Genomic DNA, 21,486 nt, shown 5'->3' on the forward strand with positions numbered 1-21,486 from the left:
TGGCGGTAGCGCCCATGCGGCGGCATAGGACCGTTTGAGTGCGGCCATGGCGGGTACAATCCCGCCATGGCCAAACACAAACTCCTGATCGGCTTTCATGCCGTCAATGCTCGCCTTCGCCAGGACGCGAAGAGCGTTTCCGATATCTATGTTGAATCCAACCGGCGTGACCGCCGCATGCAGGACTTCATCCGCCTGGCGGAAAGTCTCAACGTGCGCCTGCATCCCGTCGACGCCGATCGCCTGCGTGGCATGGCCGGGACGGACCGCCACCAGGGCGTGGTCGCCCGCGCCGATGACATCGCGCTGGCGCTGAATCTCGACGAACTGCTCGACGGTATCGAAGGCACGCCACTGCTGCTGGTGCTGGACGGCGTCACCGATCCGCACAACCTCGGCGCTTGCCTGCGCGTGGCCGATGGTGCCGGCGCCCACGCGGTGATCGCACCCAAGGACCGCAGCGTGGGGCTGAATACCACCGTGGCCAAGGTCGCCAGCGGCGCGGCCGAGACCGTTCCGTACATCACCGTGACCAACCTGGCCCGCACGCTGCGCGAGTTGCAGGAACGCGGCATCTGGGTGGTTGGCACGGCCGACGGCTCGGAAAAGACGCTCTACGACGTGGATCTGAAGGGCCCGATGGCAATCGTCATGGGCGCGGAAGGCGAGGGTATGCGCCGCCTGACGCGCGAAACGTGCGACGAACTGGTCGGTATCCCGATGGCGGGCGGCGTGGAAAGCCTGAACGTATCGGTGGCCAGCGGCGTGTGCCTGTATGAAGCGGTGCGCCAGCGCCGCCTGCCGCGCTGACAATGACGCGGGACACGGCCGGCGTGGACCAGGCGCGCGGATGGATCGCGGCCGCACGCAAGCTCTTCGTGCTGACCGGCGCGGGGATCTCGGCCGAGTCGGGTGTACCGACGTTCCGCGATGCGCTGACGGGCCTCTGGTCGCAGTTCGATCCCGAGGACCTGGCCACCGAGGCCGCGTTTCGCCGCCAGCCTGCGCTGGTGTGGCAGTGGTATCAGCACCGGCGCGAGCTGGTGTCGGCGGCCAGACCGAATCCGGCGCACCATGCGCTGGTGACGTTGGCCGCGCAGAAGCCAGTCACGCTGGTGACGCAGAACATCGATGGCCTGCATCAGCTGGCGGGCAGCCAGCACGTGATCGAGCTTCACGGCAACCTGTTCGCCAACAAGTGGCTTGATGGCTGCGGTCGTTGCCACACGGTGCCGCCCGTGCCCGGCGAGCCGCCGCTCTGCGCGTTGTGCGGCGCGATGATGCGTCCTGGCGTGGTGTGGTTCGGCGAAGATCTGCCGCGTGTCGCACGTTATCGCGCCGATCACGCGGCGGAAAACTGCGACTTGTGCCTGGTCGTGGGAACGTCGGGACTGGTATATCCGGCGGCGGCGCTGCCCGGCCTGGCGAAGGAGCACGGCGCGAAAGTCATCGTGGTCAACACGGAGCCGTCCGCGCTGGATGCCACCGCCGATCTGGTCATTGCCGCACCGGCGGGCGCGTGCCTGCCGCTGCTATGGCCGCAGGCACCTGCCGCGTCGTCATCCTCCGGATCTACGAAGCCTTCCCAGGCTTCGTAGTCCTCGTCGCTGGCTGCGGATTACGCGACCAGCTCTCCCACCAGCTTTTCCAGCTTGACCGCATCCGCCGCGAACAGGCGGATGCCTTCCGCCAGCTTCTCGGTCGCCATCGCATCTTCGTTGAGTTGCCAGCGGAACGCGGGTTCGTCCGCCGTGATGCGCGCCACGTTGCCTGCCTGGGCCTGGTCGACCGACAGCTTGCGCTCGACCGTCGCATTGCCCGCCGCCAGTTGCTCCAGCAGTTCCGGGCTGATCGTCAGCAGGTCGCAACCCGCCAGCGCCAGGATCTGACCCGTGCCGCGGAAGCTGGCGCCCATCACCTCGGTCGCGTGGCCGAACTTCTTGTAGTAGTCGTAGATCTGACGCACCGAGCGTACGCCCGGGTCGTTGTCACCCGCATTCGCGGCGACGTCCCATTTGTCGCCGGCCTGTTTCTTGTACCAGTCCAGGATCCGGCCGACGAACGGCGAAATCAGTTGCGCGCCTGCTTCGGCGCAGGCTACGGCCTGCACCAGCGAGAACAGCAGGGTCATGTTGCAGCGGATGTTTTCGCGCTGCAGGATCTCCGCCGCCTTGATGCCTTCCCAGGTGGAGGCGATCTTGATCAGCACGCGCTCGCGCGCCACGCCGCGTTGCTCGTACAGGCCGATCAGATGACGCGCCTTGTCCACGGTGGCCTGCGTGTCGAATGACAGGCGGGCGTCGACTTCGGTCGATACGCGGCCCGGCACGATTGCCAGGATTTCGCAGCCGAAGGCAATCAGCAACTGGTCCATCACGGCGTCCAGCCCCGCCGTGCCATGGTGGTCGAGTACGGCTTGTTCCAGGAGGGGCCGGTATTCCGGCTTCTGCACCGCCTTGAGAATCAGCGACGGATTGGTCGTCGCATCCTGCGGGGTGTACTGCCGCATCAGCTGGAAGTCGCCGGTATCGGCCACCACCGTGGTGAACTGCCTCAGTTGTTCAAGCTCGTTCATGATCTGGTTCCGTCTGCGCTGCAAGCGTGGAGGTGGGAAGAATGGATCATTGTAACGGCCGCGTGGCGGTTGGAAACGTCGGCGCGTGGCTTCAATCCGCTACACTACGCGTTTCCCCCAACGCAATCTGGCTGTTGTCATGACTCAGGATGAACTCAAGGCGCTGGTCGCGCAAGCTGCCGCGGACTACGTGAGGCAGGAAGTGCCCGAAGGCGCCGTGCTCGGCGTCGGCACTGGCTCCACCGCCAATCTTTTCATCGACGCCGTCGCGGCGTTCAAGGAACGCTTCGTGGGTGCGGTATCGAGCTCCGAGGCGTCCACCCGCCGTCTGCAGCAGCATGGCTTCCAGGTGCTGGATCTCAATGAAGTGGACGAGATTCCCGTCTACGTGGACGGCGCCGACGAGATCGACAACTCGGGTGCCATGATCAAGGGCGGTGGCGGCGCGCTGACGCGCGAGAAGATTGTTGCCGCCGTGGCCGGCCGCTTTGTCTGCATCGCCGACGGCAGCAAGCTCGTCCCGTCGCTGGGTGCATTCCCGCTGCCGGTCGAGGTGATCCCGATGGCACGTGCGGCGGTGGCCCGCAAGCTCGCCGCCCTCGGCGGCCAGCCCAAACTGCGGATGACCAAGGAAGGCGGCATCTACAAGACCGACAACGGCAATGTGATCCTGGACGTGTCCGGGCTGCGCATCCAGCATCCGAAGGAACTGGAGCAGCGCATCAACCAGCTGCCCGGCGTGGTGACCGTGGGGCTGTTTGCACTGCGCGGCGCGGATGTGTTGCTGCTGGGCACCGAAAAGGGCGTACAGCGCACGGATTACTGATCCGGATCGGGGCCCGTCCAGGACGAGCCCAAGTACGAGTTCAAGTACGAGACCAAGCAAAAAGGGGTGCCAGTGAACTGCACCCCTTTTTGCTTGGTTCCAGCCTGAATCAGGCGGACGGCGGCACGTAGCCGGCGGCGGCATCGGCGCCTTCACCGAAGAAATACTTCTCGGTCTGCTTGAGCAGGTACTGGCGCGCGCGGGTGTCGGCCATGTTCAGGCGGTTCTCGTTGATCAGCATGGTCTGGTGCTTGAGCCAGCCAGCCCAGGCTTCCTTCGACACGCTTTGCCAGATCTTCTTGCCGAGTTCACCCGGCAGCGGCGGGAAGTCGAGACCTTCGGCTTCCTTGTTCAGCTTGATGCAATGGACCATGCGGGCCATGAGGGACTCCTTGTTCGTGTGGCGCTATTGTAGCCAAGCCTGGGCGGGGCCGGACTTGCCCCTGCAACCTTTACAGTTTCTTCATCAGTACCATGGACTTGCGCTGCCAGTTGTACAGCTTGCGCTTGTCTTCCGGCAGGTCATCCACGGTGGCGTGTACAAAGCCACGCTTGAGGAACCAGTGTTCCGTGCGCGTGGTGAGCACAAAGAGGCGCTCCAGGCCCAGGGCCCGGGCCCGGCGCTCGATTCGCTTGAGCAGCCGCTCGCCGTCGCCGGTGCCCTGGGCTTCCTGCGATACGGTCAGGCACGCCATTTCGCCCATGTTCTCGCGGGGGAATTCATACAATGCCGCGCAACCGAACAGCACGCCGTCGTGCTCGATCACCGAGAAATTGCCAATATCGCGCTCGATGAGGTGGCGGCCGCGCGGGACCAGCGTGCCATCGGCCTCCAGCGGCGCAATCAGCTGGAGGATGCCGCCGACGTCGTCGAGCGTGGCTTCACGCAGGCTTTCCAGGTCGGTGTCGGACACCATCGTGCCCACCCCGTCGTGCAGGAACAGCTCCAGCAGCACGGAGCCGTCGAGCGAGTAGGGAATCAGGTGAGCGCGCGGCACACCGCCCCTGAGCGCCTTGACCAGGTGCTCAAGGTAATAGGCGACATCCGGCGGCAGGTGGTTGTTCTGGAGGCGCTCCACGGCGGTGCGCAGCGACATCTCCTTCATCAGCTTGCCCACCGGGTCCGGCACGCCGGGCACTTCGGTGATGAAAATCAGCTTGTCGGCCTTCAGCGCACTGGCGGTGGCGCTGGCCACGTCTTCCATGGAGAGGTTGAATGCCTGGCCCGTCGGCGAGAAGCCCAGCGGCGACAGCAGCACCACCTTGCCGTGCGACAGCGACATGCGCATCGATTCGCCGTCGAGCTTGCGCACCAGGCCGGTGTGCTGGTAATCCACGCCGTTGACGATGCCTACCGGGCGCGCCGTGATGAAGTTGCCGGAGACGACGGACAGTTGCGCGCCGGCCATCGGCGTATTCGGCAAGCCCTGGCTGAACGCGGCCTCGATATCGAGGCGCAGTTCGCCGGCCGCTTCCTTGGCGCATTCGAGCGCAGCATTGTCAGTGATCCGCACGCCGTCCGCGTACTGCGATTCGACGTGTCGCAGCGCCAGTTGCTCTTCCACCTGCGGGCGGGAGCCGAATACCAGCACGATCTGCATCCCCATCGCGTGCAATAGCGCCACGTCATTGACCAGCGCGTTGAGCACGCCGGCCTTGACCAGTTCGCCACTAAAGGCAATCACGAAGGTCTTGCCGCGGAACGCGTGGATATAGGGGGCGACGGCGCGCAGCCAGTCGACAAACTGCTGCTGGTCCGGGCCGCTGTTCTCGGCAAGCTCCGAGGCGGCCGGCAACGTTGGCGCGGCCGGGGCGGCAGAAATGGAAAGGGGCGCGGGTCGCGGTTCGGCGGACTCCGCGACGGCGGCGGCAGGCTCGGAGGCTTGCGGCGGTGTGTCGGTTCGGGCGTTCATCCCGCGGATTATAATCCCGGCCAATGTCAGCACAACGCCCCGTCAAGCCCTCTCCGGTCCAGCCTGCCCAGGCTCAGTCTTCCCCGGCTCCGTCGAACGCCGCCCCGCGCCAGCCGGGCGCCAACGCACGGCCTGCACGCCCTGCGCAAGCGCCGGCCAAATCGGCGAACCAGCCTGCGAATCAGCCCGCAAACCAGCCTGTAAAGCAGCCTGTAAGGCCGCCTGTGAAGCCGCCGGCAACCCAATCCACGCAGGAGGGCCGGCCGCAGCGCCCCGCCCAGCGTCCCGCCCGATCTCCCGCGCCACCCGGCTCGCCCGGATCGCTGCGGAACCCGCAAGCCGGCGGGCGGCCTGCCCAGGCGGGGTCGTCGGGCAAGGCAAGCCAGCCGAACCGGCCGGTCAGGCCGGGTCAGCCAAATCAATCGGGTCAGCCGAATCAAGCGGACCAGCCACGCGAAGCGCGTGAGCCGCGTCCGCCACGGGAGGCGCGTCCGCCGCGCGAGCTGCGTCCGCCTCGCCTGGCGAATCCGCTGCCCGAGATCACGTTTCCGGAAGCGTTGCCGGTTTCCGCGCGCCGCGACGAGATCGCCGCAGCGATGCTGGCCAACCAGGTGGTGATCGTTTCCGGCGAGACCGGGTCCGGCAAGACCACGCAGTTGCCCAAGATCGCGCTGTCGATCGGACGCGGTCCCGCGCGGGAGGGCAAGGAGGGCGGCGGCCTGATCGGCCACACCCAGCCGCGGCGGATCGCGGCCACCTCCACGGCCAAGCGGATTGCCCAGGAGCTCGGCACGCCGCTCGGCGAGCACGTCGGCTATCAGGTGCGATTCAACGACACGATGTCGCCCGGGGCCTCGGTCAAGCTGATGACCGACGGCATCTTGCTGGCCGAGACGCAGAACGATCCGCTGCTGCGCGCCTACGACACGATCATCATCGATGAGGCGCACGAACGCAGCCTGAACATCGACTTCCTGATTGGCTACCTGCGCCAGGTCCTGCCGAAGCGGCCGGACCTGAAGGTGATCATCACCTCCGCGACCATCGACGCCCAGCGCTTTGCCGAGCATTTCGCGCAGGACGGCAAGCCTGCGCCCGTGATCGAGGTCAGCGGCCGCCTGTATCCCGTCGAGATCCGTTATCGCCCGATCCAGTCCGATGCCCCGGCCGACGGCGCGCCGAAGTCCGCGCAGGCCAGGGAGCGCGATCTGTTCGACGGCATTGTCGATGCGGTCGACGAACTCTGCCGCCTGGGGCCGGGCGATGTGCTAGTCTTCCTGCCCGGCGAACGCGAGATCCGCGAGGCCGCCGAGGCGTTGCGCAAGCACCATCCGCCGCACACGGAGATTCTCCCGCTGTTCGCGCGGCTGTCCGTGCAGGAGCAGGAACGCGTCTTCAAGCCATCCAACGCGCGTCGGATCGTGCTGGCGACCAACGTGGCCGAGACCTCGCTGACGGTGCCGGGTATCCGCTATGTGGTCGACACGGGCCTGGCGCGGGTCAAGCGCTACTCATACCGCAACAAGGTGGAGCAACTGCAGATCGAATCGATCTCGCAGGCGGCGGCCAACCAGCGCGCAGGCCGGTGCGGCCGGGTGGCCGACGGCGTTTGCGTCCGTCTATACGAAGAATCCGATTTCGTCGGTCGGGTGCGCTTCACCGACCCGGAAATCCTGCGTTCGTCGCTGGCGGCCGTCATCCTGCGGATGAAGGCGCTGCGGCTGACCGATATCGAATCGTTCCCGTTCATCGAGCCACCGCTGGGCCGCGCCATCGCCGACGGCTATCAGCTCCTGCAGGAACTGGGCGCCGTGGACGATGCGAACCAGCTGACCGGCATCGGCCGCCAGCTCGCCAAGCTGCCGCTGGACCCACGCGTCGCCCGGATGATCCTGGCCGCGCGCGAGCAGCAGTGCCTGCGCGAGGTGCTGATCATCGCCAGTGCGCTGTCCGTGCAGGATCCGCGCGACCGTCCGCAGGAGGCGCAGGAAGCTGCCGACCAGGCCCACCGCAAGTTCATGGACGAGAAGTCCGAGTTCCTCGGCTGGGTCAAGCTGTGGAAATGGTTCGAGGAAGCCGTCGCGCACAAGAAGACCAACCGGCAACTGCAGGACCAGTGCCGCGCCAACTTCCTGTCGCATGTGCGGCTGCGCGAATGGCGCGATGTGCATTCGCAACTGCTGACCACGGTAACCGAGCAGGGATGGCGCCTGAACGAGTCGGAGCCGACCTACGAACAGGTGCACAAGGCGCTGCTGACGGGCTTGCTTGGCAACGTCGGCTGCAAGCTGGACGAGGCCGACGGCAAGGGCCGCGAATACCTGGGCGCGCGCGGCATCAAGTTCCACTTGTGGCCGGGATCGTTGATCGCGCGTAAGGTGGGCCGTTGGATCATCGCTGCCGAACTGATCGAAACCAGCCGGTTGTTCGCCCGGACGCTGGCCCGGATCGAGCCGGAATGGCTGGAGCAGGTGGGGCGCCACCTGCTGAAGATCAGCTGGAGCGAACCGCACTGGGAAAAGAAGGCCGGGCAGGTGTTGGCGCTGGAACGCGCCACGCTGTACGGGCTGCTGGTCTACCAGCATCGCCGCGTGCACTATGGTCCGATGAACCCCGCCGAGGCGCGCGAGATATTTATTCGTAGCGCGCTGGTGGAGGGCGAGTTCGACACCCGCCTGCCGTTCTACGCGCACAACCAGCGGCTTGTGCGTGAAATCGAGAACCTCGAGCACAAGTCGCGCCGGCAGGACGTGCTGGTGGATGACGCGCTGATCTACGCGTTCTACGATCGCGCCGTTCCGGCCGAGATCCACAACCAGGTGGCCTTTGAGACGTGGTACGAGGCGGCGTCCGCCCAGGACCGCAAGCTGCTGTACCTGAATCGTGACGAGCTGATGCGGCACGAGGCCGCCGGCATCACGACCGACCTGTTCCCGAAGATCCTGCCGGTTGCCGGCGTGGATATGGGCATGTCGTACCACTTCGAGCCGGGCAGCCATCGGGACGGTGTCACGCTGACGGTGCCGCTCTACGCGCTCAATCAGGTCCGGCCGGAGCGCACGGAATGGCTCGTGCCCGGGATGATCAAGGAGAAGGTGCATCTGCTGCTGAAGTCGCTGCCGCAGAAGCTGCGCCGCCATTGCGTGCCGCTGCCGGAGTACGCCGCCGGGTTTGTCGATCGCCAGCCATTCGGCGAGGGCGAACTCGTGGATGTGCTCATCGCCGATATCCGCGAGCAGACCGGGACGATGGTCAAGCGGGCCGATTTCAAGCTGGAGACATTGCCCGCGCACCATTCCATGAACTTCAAGGTGATCGACGAGCACGGGCGCCAGCTGGACATGGGCCGTAACCTGGCGCAGTTGCGCGCGGAGTTCGGCGGACAGGCCCAGCAGTCGTTCCAGAGCATCGCCGCCCGCGATGTGCCGGCGGCCGAGGCCGGCCAGTACGAAAACCTCACGTCATGGTCGTTTGGTGAGCTGCCGGAATTGCTGGAGATCCGCAAGGGCAGCCAGACGCTGTTTGGCTACCCCGCGCTGGTCGATCATGGCGATCACTGCGACGTGGAGGTCTTCGACGATCCGCAGGAGGCTGTGCGCGTACACCATGCAGGCCTGCGGAGGCTGTTTGCGCTGCAGCTGCGCGACCAGGTGAAGTTCATCGAGAAGAACATTCCGAATCTGCAGCAGATGGCGATGCAGTACATGACGCTCGGCACGCAGGAGGAGTTGCGCAACCAGATCGTCATGATGGCGCTGGAACGCGCCTGCCTGCAGGCCCCGCTGCCGCGCAACGAGGCGGAATTCAATGCCCGCAAGGACGAGGGCCGCGCGCGGTTGTCGCTGCTCGCGCAGGAAATCGCCCGGCTGGTCGGCACGATCCTGGCCGAGTTTGCCAGCCTGCCGCGCAAGCTGCTGCAGGCCAAACCGTTTGGATCGGCCTATCAGGACATGGAAGGGCAACTGGCCCGGCTGATGACCAAGTCGTTTGTCATCGACACGCCGTACACCCAGCTTGTCCACTACCCGCGTTACCTGAAGGGCATCGCGATGCGCGTGGACAAGCTCAAGGGCGACCCGGGGCGCGACAGCCAGCGGATCCAGGAAATGGCGCCACTGGTCCAGCAATGGCAGCGCGCGGAAAAGCAGTTGCGCACGCAGGGTCGCGGCGCGGAGGACGCCCGCCTGGACGAATTCCGCTGGATGCTCGAGGAGTTGCGTGTGGCGTTGTTTGCCCAGGAGCTACGCACGCCGGTGCCGATGTCCGTCAAGCGGCTCCAGAAGGTCTGGGAATCGATGCAGCGGTAGGGCGCCGCTGCGGATCGTCGCGGCGGGGACTTTCGTGCCGGATACGACGATTTGAAACTAAATGTGAGCGCCGCTTAAGTTTCTGCTGCGGCGTCATCGAATCGGTGCGGTGAAACGTTAGAATGCCCGATTCGTCATGATTTAACGGTCTTATGCTCGCATTGCGTCGCGTTGTGGCTGGCGTGGTATCGGTCGGCGCCTTGGCATTGGCAATGGTGTCGGCCCCCGCGTCAGCGGAAGTGGTGGTGATCCTGAATTCGGGTGACGCCACCGTCACCCTGATCGACAAGGACACCCAGAAGGTGCTGGAAACCTTTCCGATCGGGAAGGAGCCGCATCACCTGATTGCTACCCCGGATGAGAAGTCGCTGATCGTGGCCAACGCCGTCGGCAACGACCTGGTCTTCCTCGATCCCGTCACCGGGAAGGTGCAGCAGCGCGTGCCGAATATCGACGACCCCTACCAGGTGGGCTTCTCGCCCGACCAGAAATGGTTCGTTGCCACCGGCAACCGGCTGGACCGCGTGGACGTGTACCGCTGGGACGGCCACCAACTGAAGATCGCCAAACAGTTCCCACTGGCCAAGACGCCGAGCCATATCGCCTTCACGGCGGATAGCAAGATCGCCTTTATCACGCTGCAGGATTCCGACCAGATCGCCGCCATCGACCTGACCACGCTGACCGTGCTCTGGACGATGGAAGCGGGCTCCGCGCCGGCTGGCGTCTGGGTCACGCCGGACCAGAAGTATCTGCTGGTGGGGATGACGGGGGCTGACTACGTGGCCGTGATCGACTGGCGCACGCGGACCGTCGTCAAGCAGATCCAGACCGGCAAGGGCGCGCACAACTTCCGCGCGGTCGGCGACAAGCGCCATCTGTTCCTGACCAACCGCGTGTCGGGGTCGATCAGCATCATCGACCAGCAGACGCTGTCCAAGGTCGGTGATATCACCGGCCTGCTGCCAGGTCCGGACGATATGGAGCTGACCGCCGACGGCAAGACGCTCTGGGTGACCTTCCGCTGGGCCCGTTCGGTGGGCCTGATCGATGTGGCCAGCCGCAAGATGGTCAAGACGATCCGCGTGGGCAAGTCGCCGCACGGCATCTACTTCCGCACGCGCGCACCGCTGTACTGAAAGTCGGAGCTGTCATGCGCAGGATGATGACCCGGATCTCCGCCGCGCTGGCGCTGGCCGCGGCGGGTTTGTCCGCCGCCGCCGCCGCGGAGGCGAATGCCGGTGCGTGCCGCGCCGGCACGCTGTACCTGACGTTCGACACGGGCAGCATGAGCCAGGCCGAGTTGATCGCGCGCACGCTGCGCCGCCACCATATTCGCGCCACGTTCTTCCTCGCCAACGAGCCGACCGTCAACAAGGACAGTTCGCTCGATCCGACATGGGCGCCGTACTGGAAGTCGCTGGCCGCCGACGGTCACGCATTTGGCACGCACACTTTCGATCACGTCTACCTGCGCAGCACGCGGGGAGACAAGGTGACGATGCGTCCGCAGTTCGGCGCGCAGGCTGGGCGCGACGTGACCATGACAGCCGAGACGTTTTGCACGGAACTGCGCCGCAGCGCGCAGGCGTTCCAGTCGATGACCGGCCAGCCGATGGTGCCGTTGTGGCGCGCCCCGGGTGGCCGTACCGCACCGCAGACGCTGGCGTGGGCCGAGCAATGCGGATTCAGGCATGTCGGCTGGGCGCCGGCGGGGTTCCTCGGCGACGAGCTGTCGTCGGAACGCTTCCCGAACCAGGTATTGCTCGACCGCGCGTTGCGCGACCTTCGCAATGGCGATATCGCGATGGCGCACCTGGGCATCTGGTCGCGCAAGGACCCGTGGGCGCCGGGCGTGCTGGAGCCGCTGATCAGCGGTCTGGAGCAGAAGGGATTCTGTTTTGCCACGCTGCGCGAGCATCCCTTGTACAAGGACTGGATCGCGCGGCACACCGTTGCGCGATCGGGCGCAAAATGGGAAGTATCTGAAACCGGGCCGGAGGGCAGGCGGTAATGTGGGACACGTTCAGTAACTGGCTCAGTCTCTGGGTGGGTCAGGTGGAGGCCACGGTCTTCCAGGACGTGGTGCTGCCGGTGGTCTACAACCTGGGCTTCGGTGGCTATGCCGAAGACGCCTTCACCGGCACCGAATGGCTGCTGGTTGGCCTGGTCCAGATTGCCGTGATGATACTGATCCTGGGTCCGCTGGAAAAGCTGCGGCCCGTGGAGCCGGTCACCGATCGCTCGGCGATCCGCACGGATATTCTCTACACGCTGATTCATCGGCTCGGCCTGTTCCGGCTGGCGATGTTCTTCATGCTGGCACCGCTCACTGACGGTCTGGAAGGGCACCTGCGACTGCTGGGCTGGCAGCGGATCAACGTCGAGGACTGGTGGCCGGGCGTGACGTCGGTCCCGCTGGTGAGCTTTTTCGTCTACCTGTTGCTGTTTGACCTGCTGGACTACTGGTATCACCGGCTGTCGCACACCTACCGCTGGTGGTGGAGCCTGCACGCGGTGCACCACAGCCAGCGCCAGATGACGCTCTGGAGCGACAACCGCAATCATCTGGCCGACGACATCCTGCGCGACCTGGTGTTTGCGACTGTGGCGCTGGCCGTCGGCGTGGAGCCGTCGCAGTACGTGTTGCTGGTGGCGCTGTCGCAACTCCTGCAGAGCCTGCAGCACGCCAATCTGCGGCTGCACTTCGGCTGGCTCGGCGAGCGGCTGCTGGTATCGCCGCGCTTCCATCGTACGCACCATGCCGTCGGGCTGGGCCATGAACGGCAGGGCGCCGGCGACAAGCCGAAGCGTCTGGGCGGGTGCAATTTCGGCGTGATCTTCCCGTGGTGGGACATGTTGTTCCGCACCGCCGTGTTCACCGACGCCTACTACCCGACCGGCATCCGCGACCAGATGCCGCCGCCCGCAGGCCGCGGCCGCGACTACGGCGCCGGTTTCCTCGCCCAGCAGTGGCTTGGCATCAAACGGTTGCTGCGCCTGGGTTAATCGGCGGCGCCCTCAGCCTATGCTAGGCTCTGAGGGCTTTCCCGATCTCATTCCCGCATGAACGATATCTTCCGCTCGTTTGGTCGCGCCCTGGCCAGTCAGTTTCATCCGCGCATGCTGATGCTGACAGTGCTGCCGTTTGTCCTGGCTACCGTGCTGTGGGGTGGCCTGATCTACCTGGCCTGGGACCCAGTCATCGGCACGGCCAGCGCCATTCTCCAGGGGTCGGTCTTCACCAGCTGGATCTACGGCGCGCTGGACTGGGTCGGCCTGCAGTCGCTGCGCGCCGTGGTGGCACCACTGTTCGTGCTGACGATGGTGATCCCGCTGGTGATCGCCTCCATGCTGATCTTCATCAGCCTGTTCTCGGTGCCGGCCGTGGTGCGGCACCTGGAGCGCAGCTATCCCAATCTGACGAAGGCGCATGGCGGCAGCATCGCCGGCAGCGTGTTTCAGGCGCTCGGCAATACCGTGGTGTTCCTGCTGCTGGTGCTGGTGACCCTGCCGCTGTGGCTGATTCCGCCATTCTTCGCGCTGATTCCACCGGTGCTGTGGGGCTGGCTGACATACCGCGTGATGACCTACGACGCGCTGTCCGAACATGCGACAGTCGAGGAGCGCAAGACGATCATGAAACGCCACCGCACGTCGTTGCTGATGATTGGCGTGGCAGTGGGGCTGCTGGGATCGGCGCCGACCTTGCTGTGGGTTTGGTCGGCTGTCATCATCTTCTTGTTTCCGGTGGTGCTGGCAGGCACGCTGTGGCTGTATGTGCTGATTTTCATTTTTTCGGCGCTGTGGTTCGGCCATTTTTGCCTGCGGGCCCTGGCCGACTTGCGCGCCGAACGTGCGGCGGCTGCGCCGCCACCGCACGACGTCGTTGACGTCATCGACCTGGCGCCGTCCGACGTGCGCCGTATTGAACAATCCTGAGTGAGGGCACCATGGGTTTCGGTTTGATTGTCATCGGCGACGAGATTCTGTCCGGGCGACGCGAGGACAAGCACATGCGCCGGGCCATCGAACTGCTGGGCGCGCGCGGACTGGCGCTGGACTGGGCCGAGTACATCGGCGATGAGCGCGACCGCATCACCGCGGCGCTGCGCCGCACGCTGGCCGGCCCGGACATCGTGTTCTGCACGGGCGGCATCGGTGCCACGCCGGATGACCACACGCGGCAGTGCGCGGCTGCGGCACTGGGCGTGGAACTGGCCCTGCATCCCGAGGCGCGCGAGCAGATTGCGCTGCGCATCGCCGAAACCGCCAACGGCGACCCAGTCAAGGGCGACCTGAACCTGCCCGAGAACCAGCATCGGTTCAAGATGGGCGAGTTTCCGGCCGGTGCACGGATCATTCCGAACAGCTATAACCGCATTCCCGGATTTTCCGTGGCGGATCACCATTTCATGCCGGGTTTTCCGGTCATGGCGTGGCCGATGATGGAGTGGGTGCTCGACCACTACTACTCGCAACTGTTTCACCGGGAAGTCGAGCAATCGCGCGCGTTCTATGTGTTCGAGGCGCCGGAGTCCACATTGACGCCGCTGATGGAGCAAGTGGAGGCGGCCTTCGCCGGCATCCGCGTGTTCAGCCTGCCGTCCGTGGGCGATGTCAGCCGTGGCGATCGCCTGGCGCGCCGTCATATCGACCTGGGCGTGAAGGGCCCGGGCGAGCTGGTGGCGCCGGCGTACTCCATGCTGCTGGACGGCGTGCGTGCGATGGGCTTCGAAATCGTGGAGCAGTAGCGCCGCGGCAATCCGCAGCGACTCCGCAACAGGGCTGCGGCGGGCCTGCAACAGGGCTGCAAAGGCGTGCACCGAAGCGAGACAGGCGGGGAGTGAAACCCGCATAAAAAAAGCGGCCTCTCGGGGCCGCTTTGTTGCGTCTGGCGTTTCCGCTCAGGCGCCGTGCCAGGGCAGGCCGCGCACGCACCAGCCTTCCACGGTCTTGCGGTGATGGTGCTCGTCACGGTTGCCTTCGAAGCCTTCCAGCACGTCCATCGCGAACGGGTAGCCGGCCTCCGTGGCCACGCGCGCAGCATGCTTGGAGCGCGCCGCGCTGCGGCACAGGAACAGCACGGGCACATCGGTCGGCACGCGCGCCTTCAGTTCTTCGACGAACTTCGCATTCTGCGCGCCACCCGGGTAGGACATCCACTCCACGTGGGCGAACTGCTCATCGGGCAGATCCACGCCGCCCACCCAGTCCAGCTCGGCCTGAGTGCGGACGTCCACCAGTACGGCAGCTGGATCGGCCTGCAGCAGCGCATAGGTTTCCTGTGGGGTGAGAGCGCCGAAGTAGGCAAGCTGGTTCTGTTGCTGGCGCTCGCGCGCCGCCTGAAGGAGGTCGTCTCGGGTAGTCATCTTCTGTGACGGAATCAATAAGAAGGGGCGGAGACGCGCGGCCTCGGCTGCACGTCGACCACCACGTCGTCGCCGTACCGGGGATGGCGCAGCATTTCGGCGCTATTCTAGCGCGTGGACAATGTGCCAGCTCGAAAAACGTCACTCCGCAATATGCATCGTCATGGTGCGAACGCACTCGAATGGTGCGATTCCTTGAATCGTGCACCGTAATGGTGTTTGATAAGTGCGGCGGCATCAATGATGCAAGTGCGTCTGCCGGCGCGTCCCGCGTGGCGAGCCAGGTTGTATGCAATCCGCGGCCCCCGTGGCGGTGCGGAACCGCCAGCAGGTGCACATTTTTCGGGATGGCGAGGGCAAATGATGGCTTCAGTTGGCATGCTTTCTGCTAACATTCCTCGTCCCTTTTGGGGCGGTCTTCGCGGGTGTTTCCCGGCGGCCGCGCAGTCGTGCTGCGGCAGGCTGGAACGGTGACCGAACCAACAATGGCTTTCCCAGACTCAGCCCGAATTTCCAGGAGATAGGCATGGCCCACAGCGTTGCAGATGTGATGAAGATCGTGAAGGAAAACGACGTCAAGTTCGTCGATTTCCGCTTCACGGATACCAAAGGCAAGGAGCAACACGTGTCTGTGCCCGTGTCGCACTTCGACGATGACAAGTTCGAGAGCGGCCACGCTTTCGACGGTTCGTCGATCGCCGGCTGGAAGGGTATCGAAGCTTCGGACATGCTGCTGATGCCGGATTCGAACACGGCCCACATCGACCCGTTCTACGAAGAGCCGACGCTGGTGCTGACTTGCGACGTGATCGAGCCGTCGGACGGCAAGGGCTACGACCGCGACCCGCGTTCCATCGCCAAGCGCGCCGAGGCCTACCTGAAGAGCACCGGCCTGGGCGACACCGCCTTCTTCGGTCCGGAACCCGAATTCTTCATTTTCGACGGCGTGACCTGGAACGTCGACATGCAGGGTTGCTCGGTCAAGATCAACTCGGAAGAAGCCCCGTGGTCGTCGGGCAAGGAATTCGAACACGGCAACAGCGGTCACCGTCCGGGCAAGAAGGGCGGCTATTTCCCGGTTGCCCCGATCGACACGTTCCAGGACATCCGTTCGGAAATGTGCCTGATTCTTGAATCGCTGGGCATCCCCGTGGAAGTGCACCACCACGAAGTGGCCGGCCAGGGCCAGAACGAAATCGGCACGCGCTTCAGCACGCTGGTGCAACGCGCCGACTGGACGCAGTTGCAGAAGTACGTGATCCAGAACGTGGCCCATACCTATGGCAAGACCGCCACGTTCATGCCGAAGCCGGTCGTGGGCGACAACGGTTCGGGCATGCACGTTCACCAGTCCGTGTGGAAGGACGGCCAGAACCTGTTCGCGGGCAACGGCTACGCCGGCCTGTCGGAATTCGCGCTGTACTACATCGGCGGCATCATCAAGCACGCTCGCGCGCTGAACGCCCTGACCAACCCGGGCACGAACTCGTACAAGCGTCTGGTGCCGGGCTTCGAAGCCCCGGTGAAGCTGGCYTACTCGGCCCGCAACCGTTCGGCCTCGATCCGTATTCCTTACGTGGCSAACCCGAAGGGCCGYCGYATCGAAACCCGCTTCCCGGATCCGCTGATGAACCCGTACCTGGGCTTCTCGGCGCTGCTGATGGCCGGTCTGGATGGCGTGATGAACAAGATCCACCCGGGCGAAGCTGCCGACAAGAACCTGTACGACCTGCCGCCGGAAGAGGATGCAAAGATCCCGACCGTCTGCTCGAGCCTCGACCAGGCCCTGGAGTACCTCGACAACGACCGTGAGTTCCTGACCCGCGGCGGTGTGTTCTCCAACTCCATGATCGATGCTTACATCGAACTGAAGATGGAAGAAGTCACGCGTTTCCGCATGACGACTCACCCGATCGAGTTCGAGATGTACTACTCGCTGTAAGCGATCCCGTTGCCAGGTTGTCACCGGGCAACAGTTGCACCAGGAAGGGGCGGCTTCGGCTGTCCCTTTTTGTTTTGCTGGCGGGTTGATCGCTAGAATGGGGCTCTTTCCCTAACCATCATGTCGGTGTTCATGGACGCGAATTCGAACAAGATCTCGAGCAGTGCCGCCCACGGCGGAATGCACCAAATCCGTGTGGGTCTCCCCATTCTGGTGACGGCCATGATGCTGGTGCTGGGAGGGTGGAGTCAGCCGGCGCCGGCGCAATCGTCGGAGGTCTACGTGTGCAAGGGTGCCAATGGCGTGCCCGAGTATCGCAATGGCAATCCGGGCAACAGCAAGGATTGCAAGCGGCTGAACCTGCCCGACGTGGTGACCGTGCCGGGCGGACGGACGACATCGGGCGGCGCGGGCAAGGCCACCACGGCCGCCGCCTCGCCGACCGCGTTCCCGCGCGTGGACAGCGCCACGCAGAAGAACCGCGACGGCGAACGCCGCGCCGTGCTGGAGCAGGAATTGCAGAGCGAAGAGGCCAAGCTGTCCGGCCTGCGCGCCGAGTACAACAACGGCGAGCCCGAGCGCCAGGGCAATGAGCGCAACTACCAGAAGTACCTCGATCGCACGGCCCGGCTGCGCGATGACATCGCACGCGGCGAGGCCAATGCTGCATCGTTGCGTCGCGAGCTTTCCAACCTAAAGGACTAATCGCATGCGTCGCCTGATTCGCGGAGTGTCCCGCAAAGTCACTGGCGCCGATCGCAAGTCGGAGCCAGCCACCTCGCCAGACAGTGCCGATCCGGCGGCGAGCGATGCAGACATCCTGCCGTTGGGCGACGTGGTCTTTCATCCGGGGCTGGACGTGGTGGCCAATCCCGTGCTGCTGGTGCGCCAGCCCGGCCTGCACGTGGTCTACGCCAACCCCGCCGCCGAGGCCAGCTTTGCGCTGTCGCGCCGCGCCATGGTGGAGCTGACGCTGCCGGATCTGTTTGGCGCGTCCGACGAACTCGACGCCATGATCGAGTCGGTTATCGCCCGGCAGGTAGATGTACGCCGCCAGGACCTGGTCTTGCGGCCGCCGCTGCAGGAGGCGATCCACGCGCACGTGGTCATCGGCGCGCTGGAGGGTCACGCCGGCATCGTGCTTGTGGAGATCTTGCTGAACGAGCAGAAGGTCCGCAGCGACCGCGAGGAACGCATCCTCGACCTGACCTCGGCCAACAAGGAGCTGATCCGCAATCTAGCCCATGAGATCAAGAATCCGCTGGGGGGCATCCGCGGTGCGGCCCAGTTGCTGGAATTCGAACTGCCCGAGCGCTCCCTGCGCGAATACACACAGGTCATCATCAAGGAGTCGGACCGCCTGCAGACGCTGGTGGACCGTCTGCTGGAGCCGCACCGGCATCCCCATATCGTCTCCGACCTCAATATCCACGAGGTGCTGGAGCGCGTGCGATCCGTGGTCCTGGCGGAATTCCCCAACGGGCTGGATATCGTGCGCGACTACGACGCGAGCCTGCCTGACCTGCGCGGCGACATGGAGCAACTGATCCAGGCCGTGCTGAACATCGTGCACAACGCCGCGCAGGCGCTGCACGAGCGCATTGCCCGTGGCGACGCGCAGATCGTGCTGCGCACGCGGGTGGCTCGCCAGGTGACCATTGCCAAGCGACTTTTCAAGCTGGCATTGGACTTGCATGTCATCGATAACGGCCCGGGCATCCCCGAGGACATTCGCGAACGCATCTTCTATCCATTGGTATCGGGCAGGGATGGCGGTAGCGGACTCGGTCTCACACTCGCTCAAACCTTCGTGCAGCAGCACGAGGGCTTGATCGAATGCGAGAGCCGGCCGGGCTGTACCGACTTCCGTATCCTGCTGCCACTCCACTAGGCGCCTCTCCGGCGAATCGTGCGAGCGGTGCGGACCTGCCAACAGCGGGCGAACGGGAGACCAAATGACACCGAGCAGACAAGCGACGCACATGAAGCCGATCTGGATAGTCGACGACGATCAATCAATCCGCTGGGTCCTGGAAAAGGCCCTCGCACGTGAAAGCCTGCTCTCCCGCAGTTTTACCAATGTCCGCGACGTGCTGGCGGCGTTGGAGGAGGACGAGCCGCAAGTCCTGATCTCCGATATCCGCATGCCTGGCGGGTCTGGGCTGGACCTGCTGCAGGCCATCAAGGCGCGCCACCCGGGCCTGCCGGTCATCGTGATGACTGCGTACTCGGACCTCGACAGTGCGGTGGCTGCATTCCAGGGCGGCGCCTTCGAATATCTGGCCAAGCCGTTCGACGTGGACAAGGCGGTCGAACTGATTCGCCGCGCGCTGGAAGAGAGTCTGCGCGAAGAGGAGATGGACGATCGGCTGGTCGATGCGCCCGAGATTCTCGGTCAGGCACCGGCGATGCAGGATGTGTTCCGCGCGATCGGCCGGCTGTCGCAATCGAATGTCACCGTGATGATCACCGGCGAGTCCGGTACCGGCAAGGAACTGGTGGCGCGCGCGCTGCACAAGCACAGTCCGCGTGCCAATGGGCCGTTCATCGCGTTGAACACTGCGGCAATCCCCAAGGATCTGCTGGAGTCGGAACTGTTCGGTCACGAACGTGGCGCGTTCACCGGGGCGCAGACCATGCGTCGGGGCCGGTTCGAGCAGGCCGAGGGCGGCACGCTGTTCCTCGATGAAATCGGCGACATGCCGTTCGACCTGCAGACGCGCCTGTTGCGCGTGCTGTCGGACGGCAACTTTTATCGGGTCGGCGGTCACAACCCGCTGCGCGCCAACGTGCGCGTGATCGCCGCGACGCACCAGAACCTGGAGACGCGCGTCAAGGAGGGGCTGTTCCGTGAGGACTTGTTCCACCGACTGAACGTAATCCGCCTGCGCCTGCCGCCGCTGCGCGAACGGCCGGAAGACATCACGCTGCTGGCGCGCCATTTCCTGCAAAAAAGTGCGAAGGAACTGGGCGTGGAGCCCAAGCGGATGTCCGACGAGGCGCTGACCTACGTCAGCACGCTGCCTTTCCCCGGCAACGTGCGGCAACTCGAGAACCTCTGCAACTGGCTGACCGTGATGGCGCCGGCGCAGACCATCGAGGTCAAGGACCTGCCGCGTGAAATGATTGGAACCGGCCAGGATAGCGGTGCGGCGGCCGTGCGTCAGCATGCGGGCGAGGCCCGCGCGGGCGGCGGCGAGTACGAGGCGTTGGAGACCGCCGACTACGGCATGGGCGCGCCGGGCATCGAAGGCGACATGATGGTCGCGACGCGTCCGCCCATGGTGTCGAGCGCGCCGGGCGTGGCGGCGACGCCCGCGTTCGCAGCGAGTCCGGTTTCCGCCAACTGGGAAGCGCTGCTGGCTGGCGAGGCCAAGACTATGCTCGAATCGGGGCAACCTGAGGTGATGGACGTACTCACGCGCCGCTTCGAGAAGGCCGTGCTGGAGGCTGCCCTTGGTGTCACGCGTGGCCGCCGGGTGGAAGCCGCGACGCGACTCGGGATCGGTCGGAACACGATTACCCGCAAGTTGCAGGAGCTGGGCTTCGACTAATGTCTGGCTCCGGTGCGGGCCGATGGCTTGTCCCTTCTCTTGCTTGCGGGGGAAGGGGCCTGACCGGCGGCCGCACTGGGCGCCCGGCGGACGTCCGGTCGGTGTCCGCCGGGTGTCCCGGCATGGCGCCTTCACAATTCGATGCCTTCAAGTCTGGCGCCTTCAGGTCAGGTGCCTTCAGCCTTCCCGCGCCACCAGCAGTCTCTCCGCCATCTCGGCGAATCCCTCGCCGCCCGCTGCATTCGTGACATAGGCCGGCGCCACCGGCAGCAGGTGCAGGATCTCCCGCACGTTCGCTACGCCCACCGACAACGGGAAGTGGCCGAACATCGCCACGTCGTTTGCCGAATCGCCGATGAACAGCCATTCATCGCGGTTGGCGTCCACATCATCCCCGAGCAACTCCGCCACGCAAAGCCGGCTCATCGACAGCTTGTCGTGCTTGCCGAACCATCCATTTACATGGATCGAACTGACCGTTGCGGTCATGCCTGCCTCCCGCATCATCGCTGCGATGCGGTCAACTGCCTGCTGTGGCAATGGCGGGACGTCCTCCGCGTGGTCGATTGCCAGGTCGGCGGCGTGCCAGGCCTGATCGGATGCCAGCGCGCTTCCGGGGACCTCGCGAAGGATGGCCTGGCCCAGCGCGTGGATCCTCTCCAGGTTTGCCGCGCGCGTCTTTTCGTCGTCCAGGAAACGAGTGACGAGCTTGTTGCTGTGCAAATGTGAGTAAAAGGCGCCGTTTTCACCGATGATGGCGTCGACTGGCCATAGGCGCGTGAGGATTTCGGCCCAGGCGATGCAGCGCCCCGTTACCGGAATCACGTGCAGGCCGGCCCGTGCCAGCCGGTCCAGCGCCAGATAGGTGGGGGCGGGCAACCGGCCGTCGGTGGTCAGCGTGCCGTCGATATCGGTCAGGATGCCGCGCACACGGCGCAAGGCGGCATCGGGCAGGGCGGAGAAGGGTTGCATGGTCGTCATGGCCGGGCATTTTACG

Annotated in this window: 18 protein-coding genes; 13 read left to right on the forward strand and 5 right to left on the reverse strand. The window is 65.1% G+C overall.

The annotated features are described in order from the left end of the window. Nucleotides 1-66 precede the first annotated feature (66 nt). Both rlmB and AC1DOX_RS05930 read left to right on the forward strand, forming a co-directional pair. The gene (gene rlmB, locus AC1DOX_RS05925) at nucleotides 67-810 is read left to right on the forward strand and encodes a 23S rRNA (guanosine(2251)-2'-O)-methyltransferase RlmB (protein WP_092134247.1); all 744 of its coding nucleotides are present in this window, start codon (nucleotides 67-69) and stop codon (nucleotides 808-810) included. A gap of 2 nt (nucleotides 811-812) precedes the next feature. Then, complete coding sequence (locus AC1DOX_RS05930; RefSeq protein ID WP_441621654.1) at nucleotides 813-1,598, forward strand: SIR2 family NAD-dependent protein deacylase; 786 nt, start codon at nucleotides 813-815, stop codon at nucleotides 1,596-1,598. Nucleotides 1,599-1,618: 20 nt separating this feature from the next. Here the strand turns inward: AC1DOX_RS05930 and tal are convergent, their stop codons facing one another. Next, complete coding sequence (gene tal, locus AC1DOX_RS05935; RefSeq protein ID WP_441621656.1) at nucleotides 1,619-2,575, reverse strand: transaldolase; 957 nt, start codon at nucleotides 2,573-2,575, stop codon at nucleotides 1,619-1,621. Nucleotides 2,576-2,714: 139 nt separating this feature from the next. Between tal and rpiA the strand changes: the two genes are divergently transcribed. After that, complete coding sequence (gene rpiA, locus AC1DOX_RS05940; RefSeq protein WP_092134242.1) at nucleotides 2,715-3,401, forward strand: ribose-5-phosphate isomerase RpiA; 687 nt, start codon at nucleotides 2,715-2,717, stop codon at nucleotides 3,399-3,401. Between the two features lie 109 nt (nucleotides 3,402-3,510). Here the strand turns inward: rpiA and AC1DOX_RS05945 are convergent, their stop codons facing one another. Then, nucleotides 3,511-3,783 carry an oxidative damage protection protein gene (locus tag AC1DOX_RS05945; protein WP_092134241.1) on the reverse strand — a complete coding sequence of 91 codons (273 nt, stop codon included), beginning with the start codon at nucleotides 3,781-3,783 and terminating at the stop codon, nucleotides 3,511-3,513. A 70-nt stretch (nucleotides 3,784-3,853) separates the two neighbouring features. Next, the gene (argA, locus tag AC1DOX_RS05950) at nucleotides 3,854-5,314 is read right to left on the reverse strand and encodes an amino-acid N-acetyltransferase (RefSeq protein WP_441621659.1); all 1,461 of its coding nucleotides are present in this window, start codon (nucleotides 5,312-5,314) and stop codon (nucleotides 3,854-3,856) included. Between the two features lie 23 nt (nucleotides 5,315-5,337). On the opposite strand from argA, the gene hrpA reads away from it, so the two are divergent. The 6 genes from hrpA to AC1DOX_RS05980 all read left to right on the forward strand — a co-directional run bounded on the left by hrpA (nucleotide 5,338) and on the right by AC1DOX_RS05980 (nucleotide 14,375). Next, on the forward strand, nucleotides 5,338-9,621 hold the full coding sequence (hrpA, locus tag AC1DOX_RS05955; RefSeq protein ID WP_441621661.1) for an ATP-dependent RNA helicase HrpA: 4,284 nt from the start codon (nucleotides 5,338-5,340) through the stop codon (nucleotides 9,619-9,621). 152 nt (nucleotides 9,622-9,773) lie between these two features. Next, nucleotides 9,774-10,760 carry a YVTN family beta-propeller repeat protein gene (locus AC1DOX_RS05960; RefSeq protein WP_092134237.1) on the forward strand — a complete coding sequence of 329 codons (987 nt, stop codon included), beginning with the start codon at nucleotides 9,774-9,776 and terminating at the stop codon, nucleotides 10,758-10,760. A 14-nt stretch (nucleotides 10,761-10,774) separates the two neighbouring features. Beyond that, complete coding sequence (locus AC1DOX_RS05965) at nucleotides 10,775-11,635, forward strand: polysaccharide deacetylase family protein (RefSeq protein WP_441621663.1); 861 nt, start codon at nucleotides 10,775-10,777, stop codon at nucleotides 11,633-11,635. After that, complete coding sequence (locus AC1DOX_RS05970) at nucleotides 11,635-12,630, forward strand: sterol desaturase family protein (RefSeq protein WP_441621665.1); 996 nt, start codon at nucleotides 11,635-11,637, stop codon at nucleotides 12,628-12,630. Before AC1DOX_RS05965 ends, AC1DOX_RS05970 begins: the two co-directional genes overlap by 1 nt. Before the next feature lie 57 nt (nucleotides 12,631-12,687). Further along, nucleotides 12,688-13,563: an EI24 domain-containing protein gene (locus tag AC1DOX_RS05975; RefSeq protein WP_092134232.1), complete on the forward strand. Its 876-nt coding sequence runs from the start codon at nucleotides 12,688-12,690 to the stop codon at nucleotides 13,561-13,563. A gap of 11 nt (nucleotides 13,564-13,574) precedes the next feature. After that, nucleotides 13,575-14,375, forward strand: coding sequence for a competence/damage-inducible protein A (locus AC1DOX_RS05980; RefSeq protein ID WP_441621668.1), 801 nt, complete (start codon nucleotides 13,575-13,577; stop codon nucleotides 14,373-14,375). A gap of 153 nt (nucleotides 14,376-14,528) precedes the next feature. Here the strand turns inward: AC1DOX_RS05980 and AC1DOX_RS05985 are convergent, their stop codons facing one another. Beyond that, nucleotides 14,529-14,993 (reverse strand): rhodanese-like domain-containing protein, encoded by a 465-nt coding sequence (locus AC1DOX_RS05985; protein WP_441621670.1) that lies wholly within the window; start codon nucleotides 14,991-14,993, stop codon nucleotides 14,529-14,531. Between the two features lie 526 nt (nucleotides 14,994-15,519). On the opposite strand from AC1DOX_RS05985, the gene AC1DOX_RS05990 reads away from it, so the two are divergent. From AC1DOX_RS05990 to ntrC, 4 genes are all read left to right on the forward strand, one after another. Then, entirely contained in the window at nucleotides 15,520-16,935 is a 1,416-nt protein-coding gene (locus AC1DOX_RS05990; RefSeq protein ID WP_092134228.1) for a 3-hydroxylaminophenol mutase, read from the forward strand. Nucleotides 16,936-17,115: 180 nt separating this feature from the next. Then, complete coding sequence (locus AC1DOX_RS05995) at nucleotides 17,116-17,640, forward strand: DUF4124 domain-containing protein (protein WP_441621672.1); 525 nt, start codon at nucleotides 17,116-17,118, stop codon at nucleotides 17,638-17,640. A gap of 4 nt (nucleotides 17,641-17,644) precedes the next feature. After that, nucleotides 17,645-18,826: a nitrogen regulation protein NR(II) gene (gene glnL / locus AC1DOX_RS06000; protein ID WP_092134226.1), complete on the forward strand. Its 1,182-nt coding sequence runs from the start codon at nucleotides 17,645-17,647 to the stop codon at nucleotides 18,824-18,826. 91 nt (nucleotides 18,827-18,917) lie between these two features. Then, nucleotides 18,918-20,489, forward strand: coding sequence for a nitrogen regulation protein NR(I) (gene ntrC, locus AC1DOX_RS06005; protein ID WP_092134225.1), 1,572 nt, complete (start codon nucleotides 18,918-18,920; stop codon nucleotides 20,487-20,489). 177 nt (nucleotides 20,490-20,666) lie between these two features. Here the strand turns inward: ntrC and AC1DOX_RS06010 are convergent, their stop codons facing one another. Next, nucleotides 20,667-21,470 (reverse strand): HAD-IIB family hydrolase, encoded by an 804-nt coding sequence (locus tag AC1DOX_RS06010; protein WP_441621674.1) that lies wholly within the window; start codon nucleotides 21,468-21,470, stop codon nucleotides 20,667-20,669. Nucleotides 21,471-21,486 lie beyond the last annotated feature (16 nt).

Source organism: Cupriavidus sp. 01L415, from assembly GCF_056400065.1.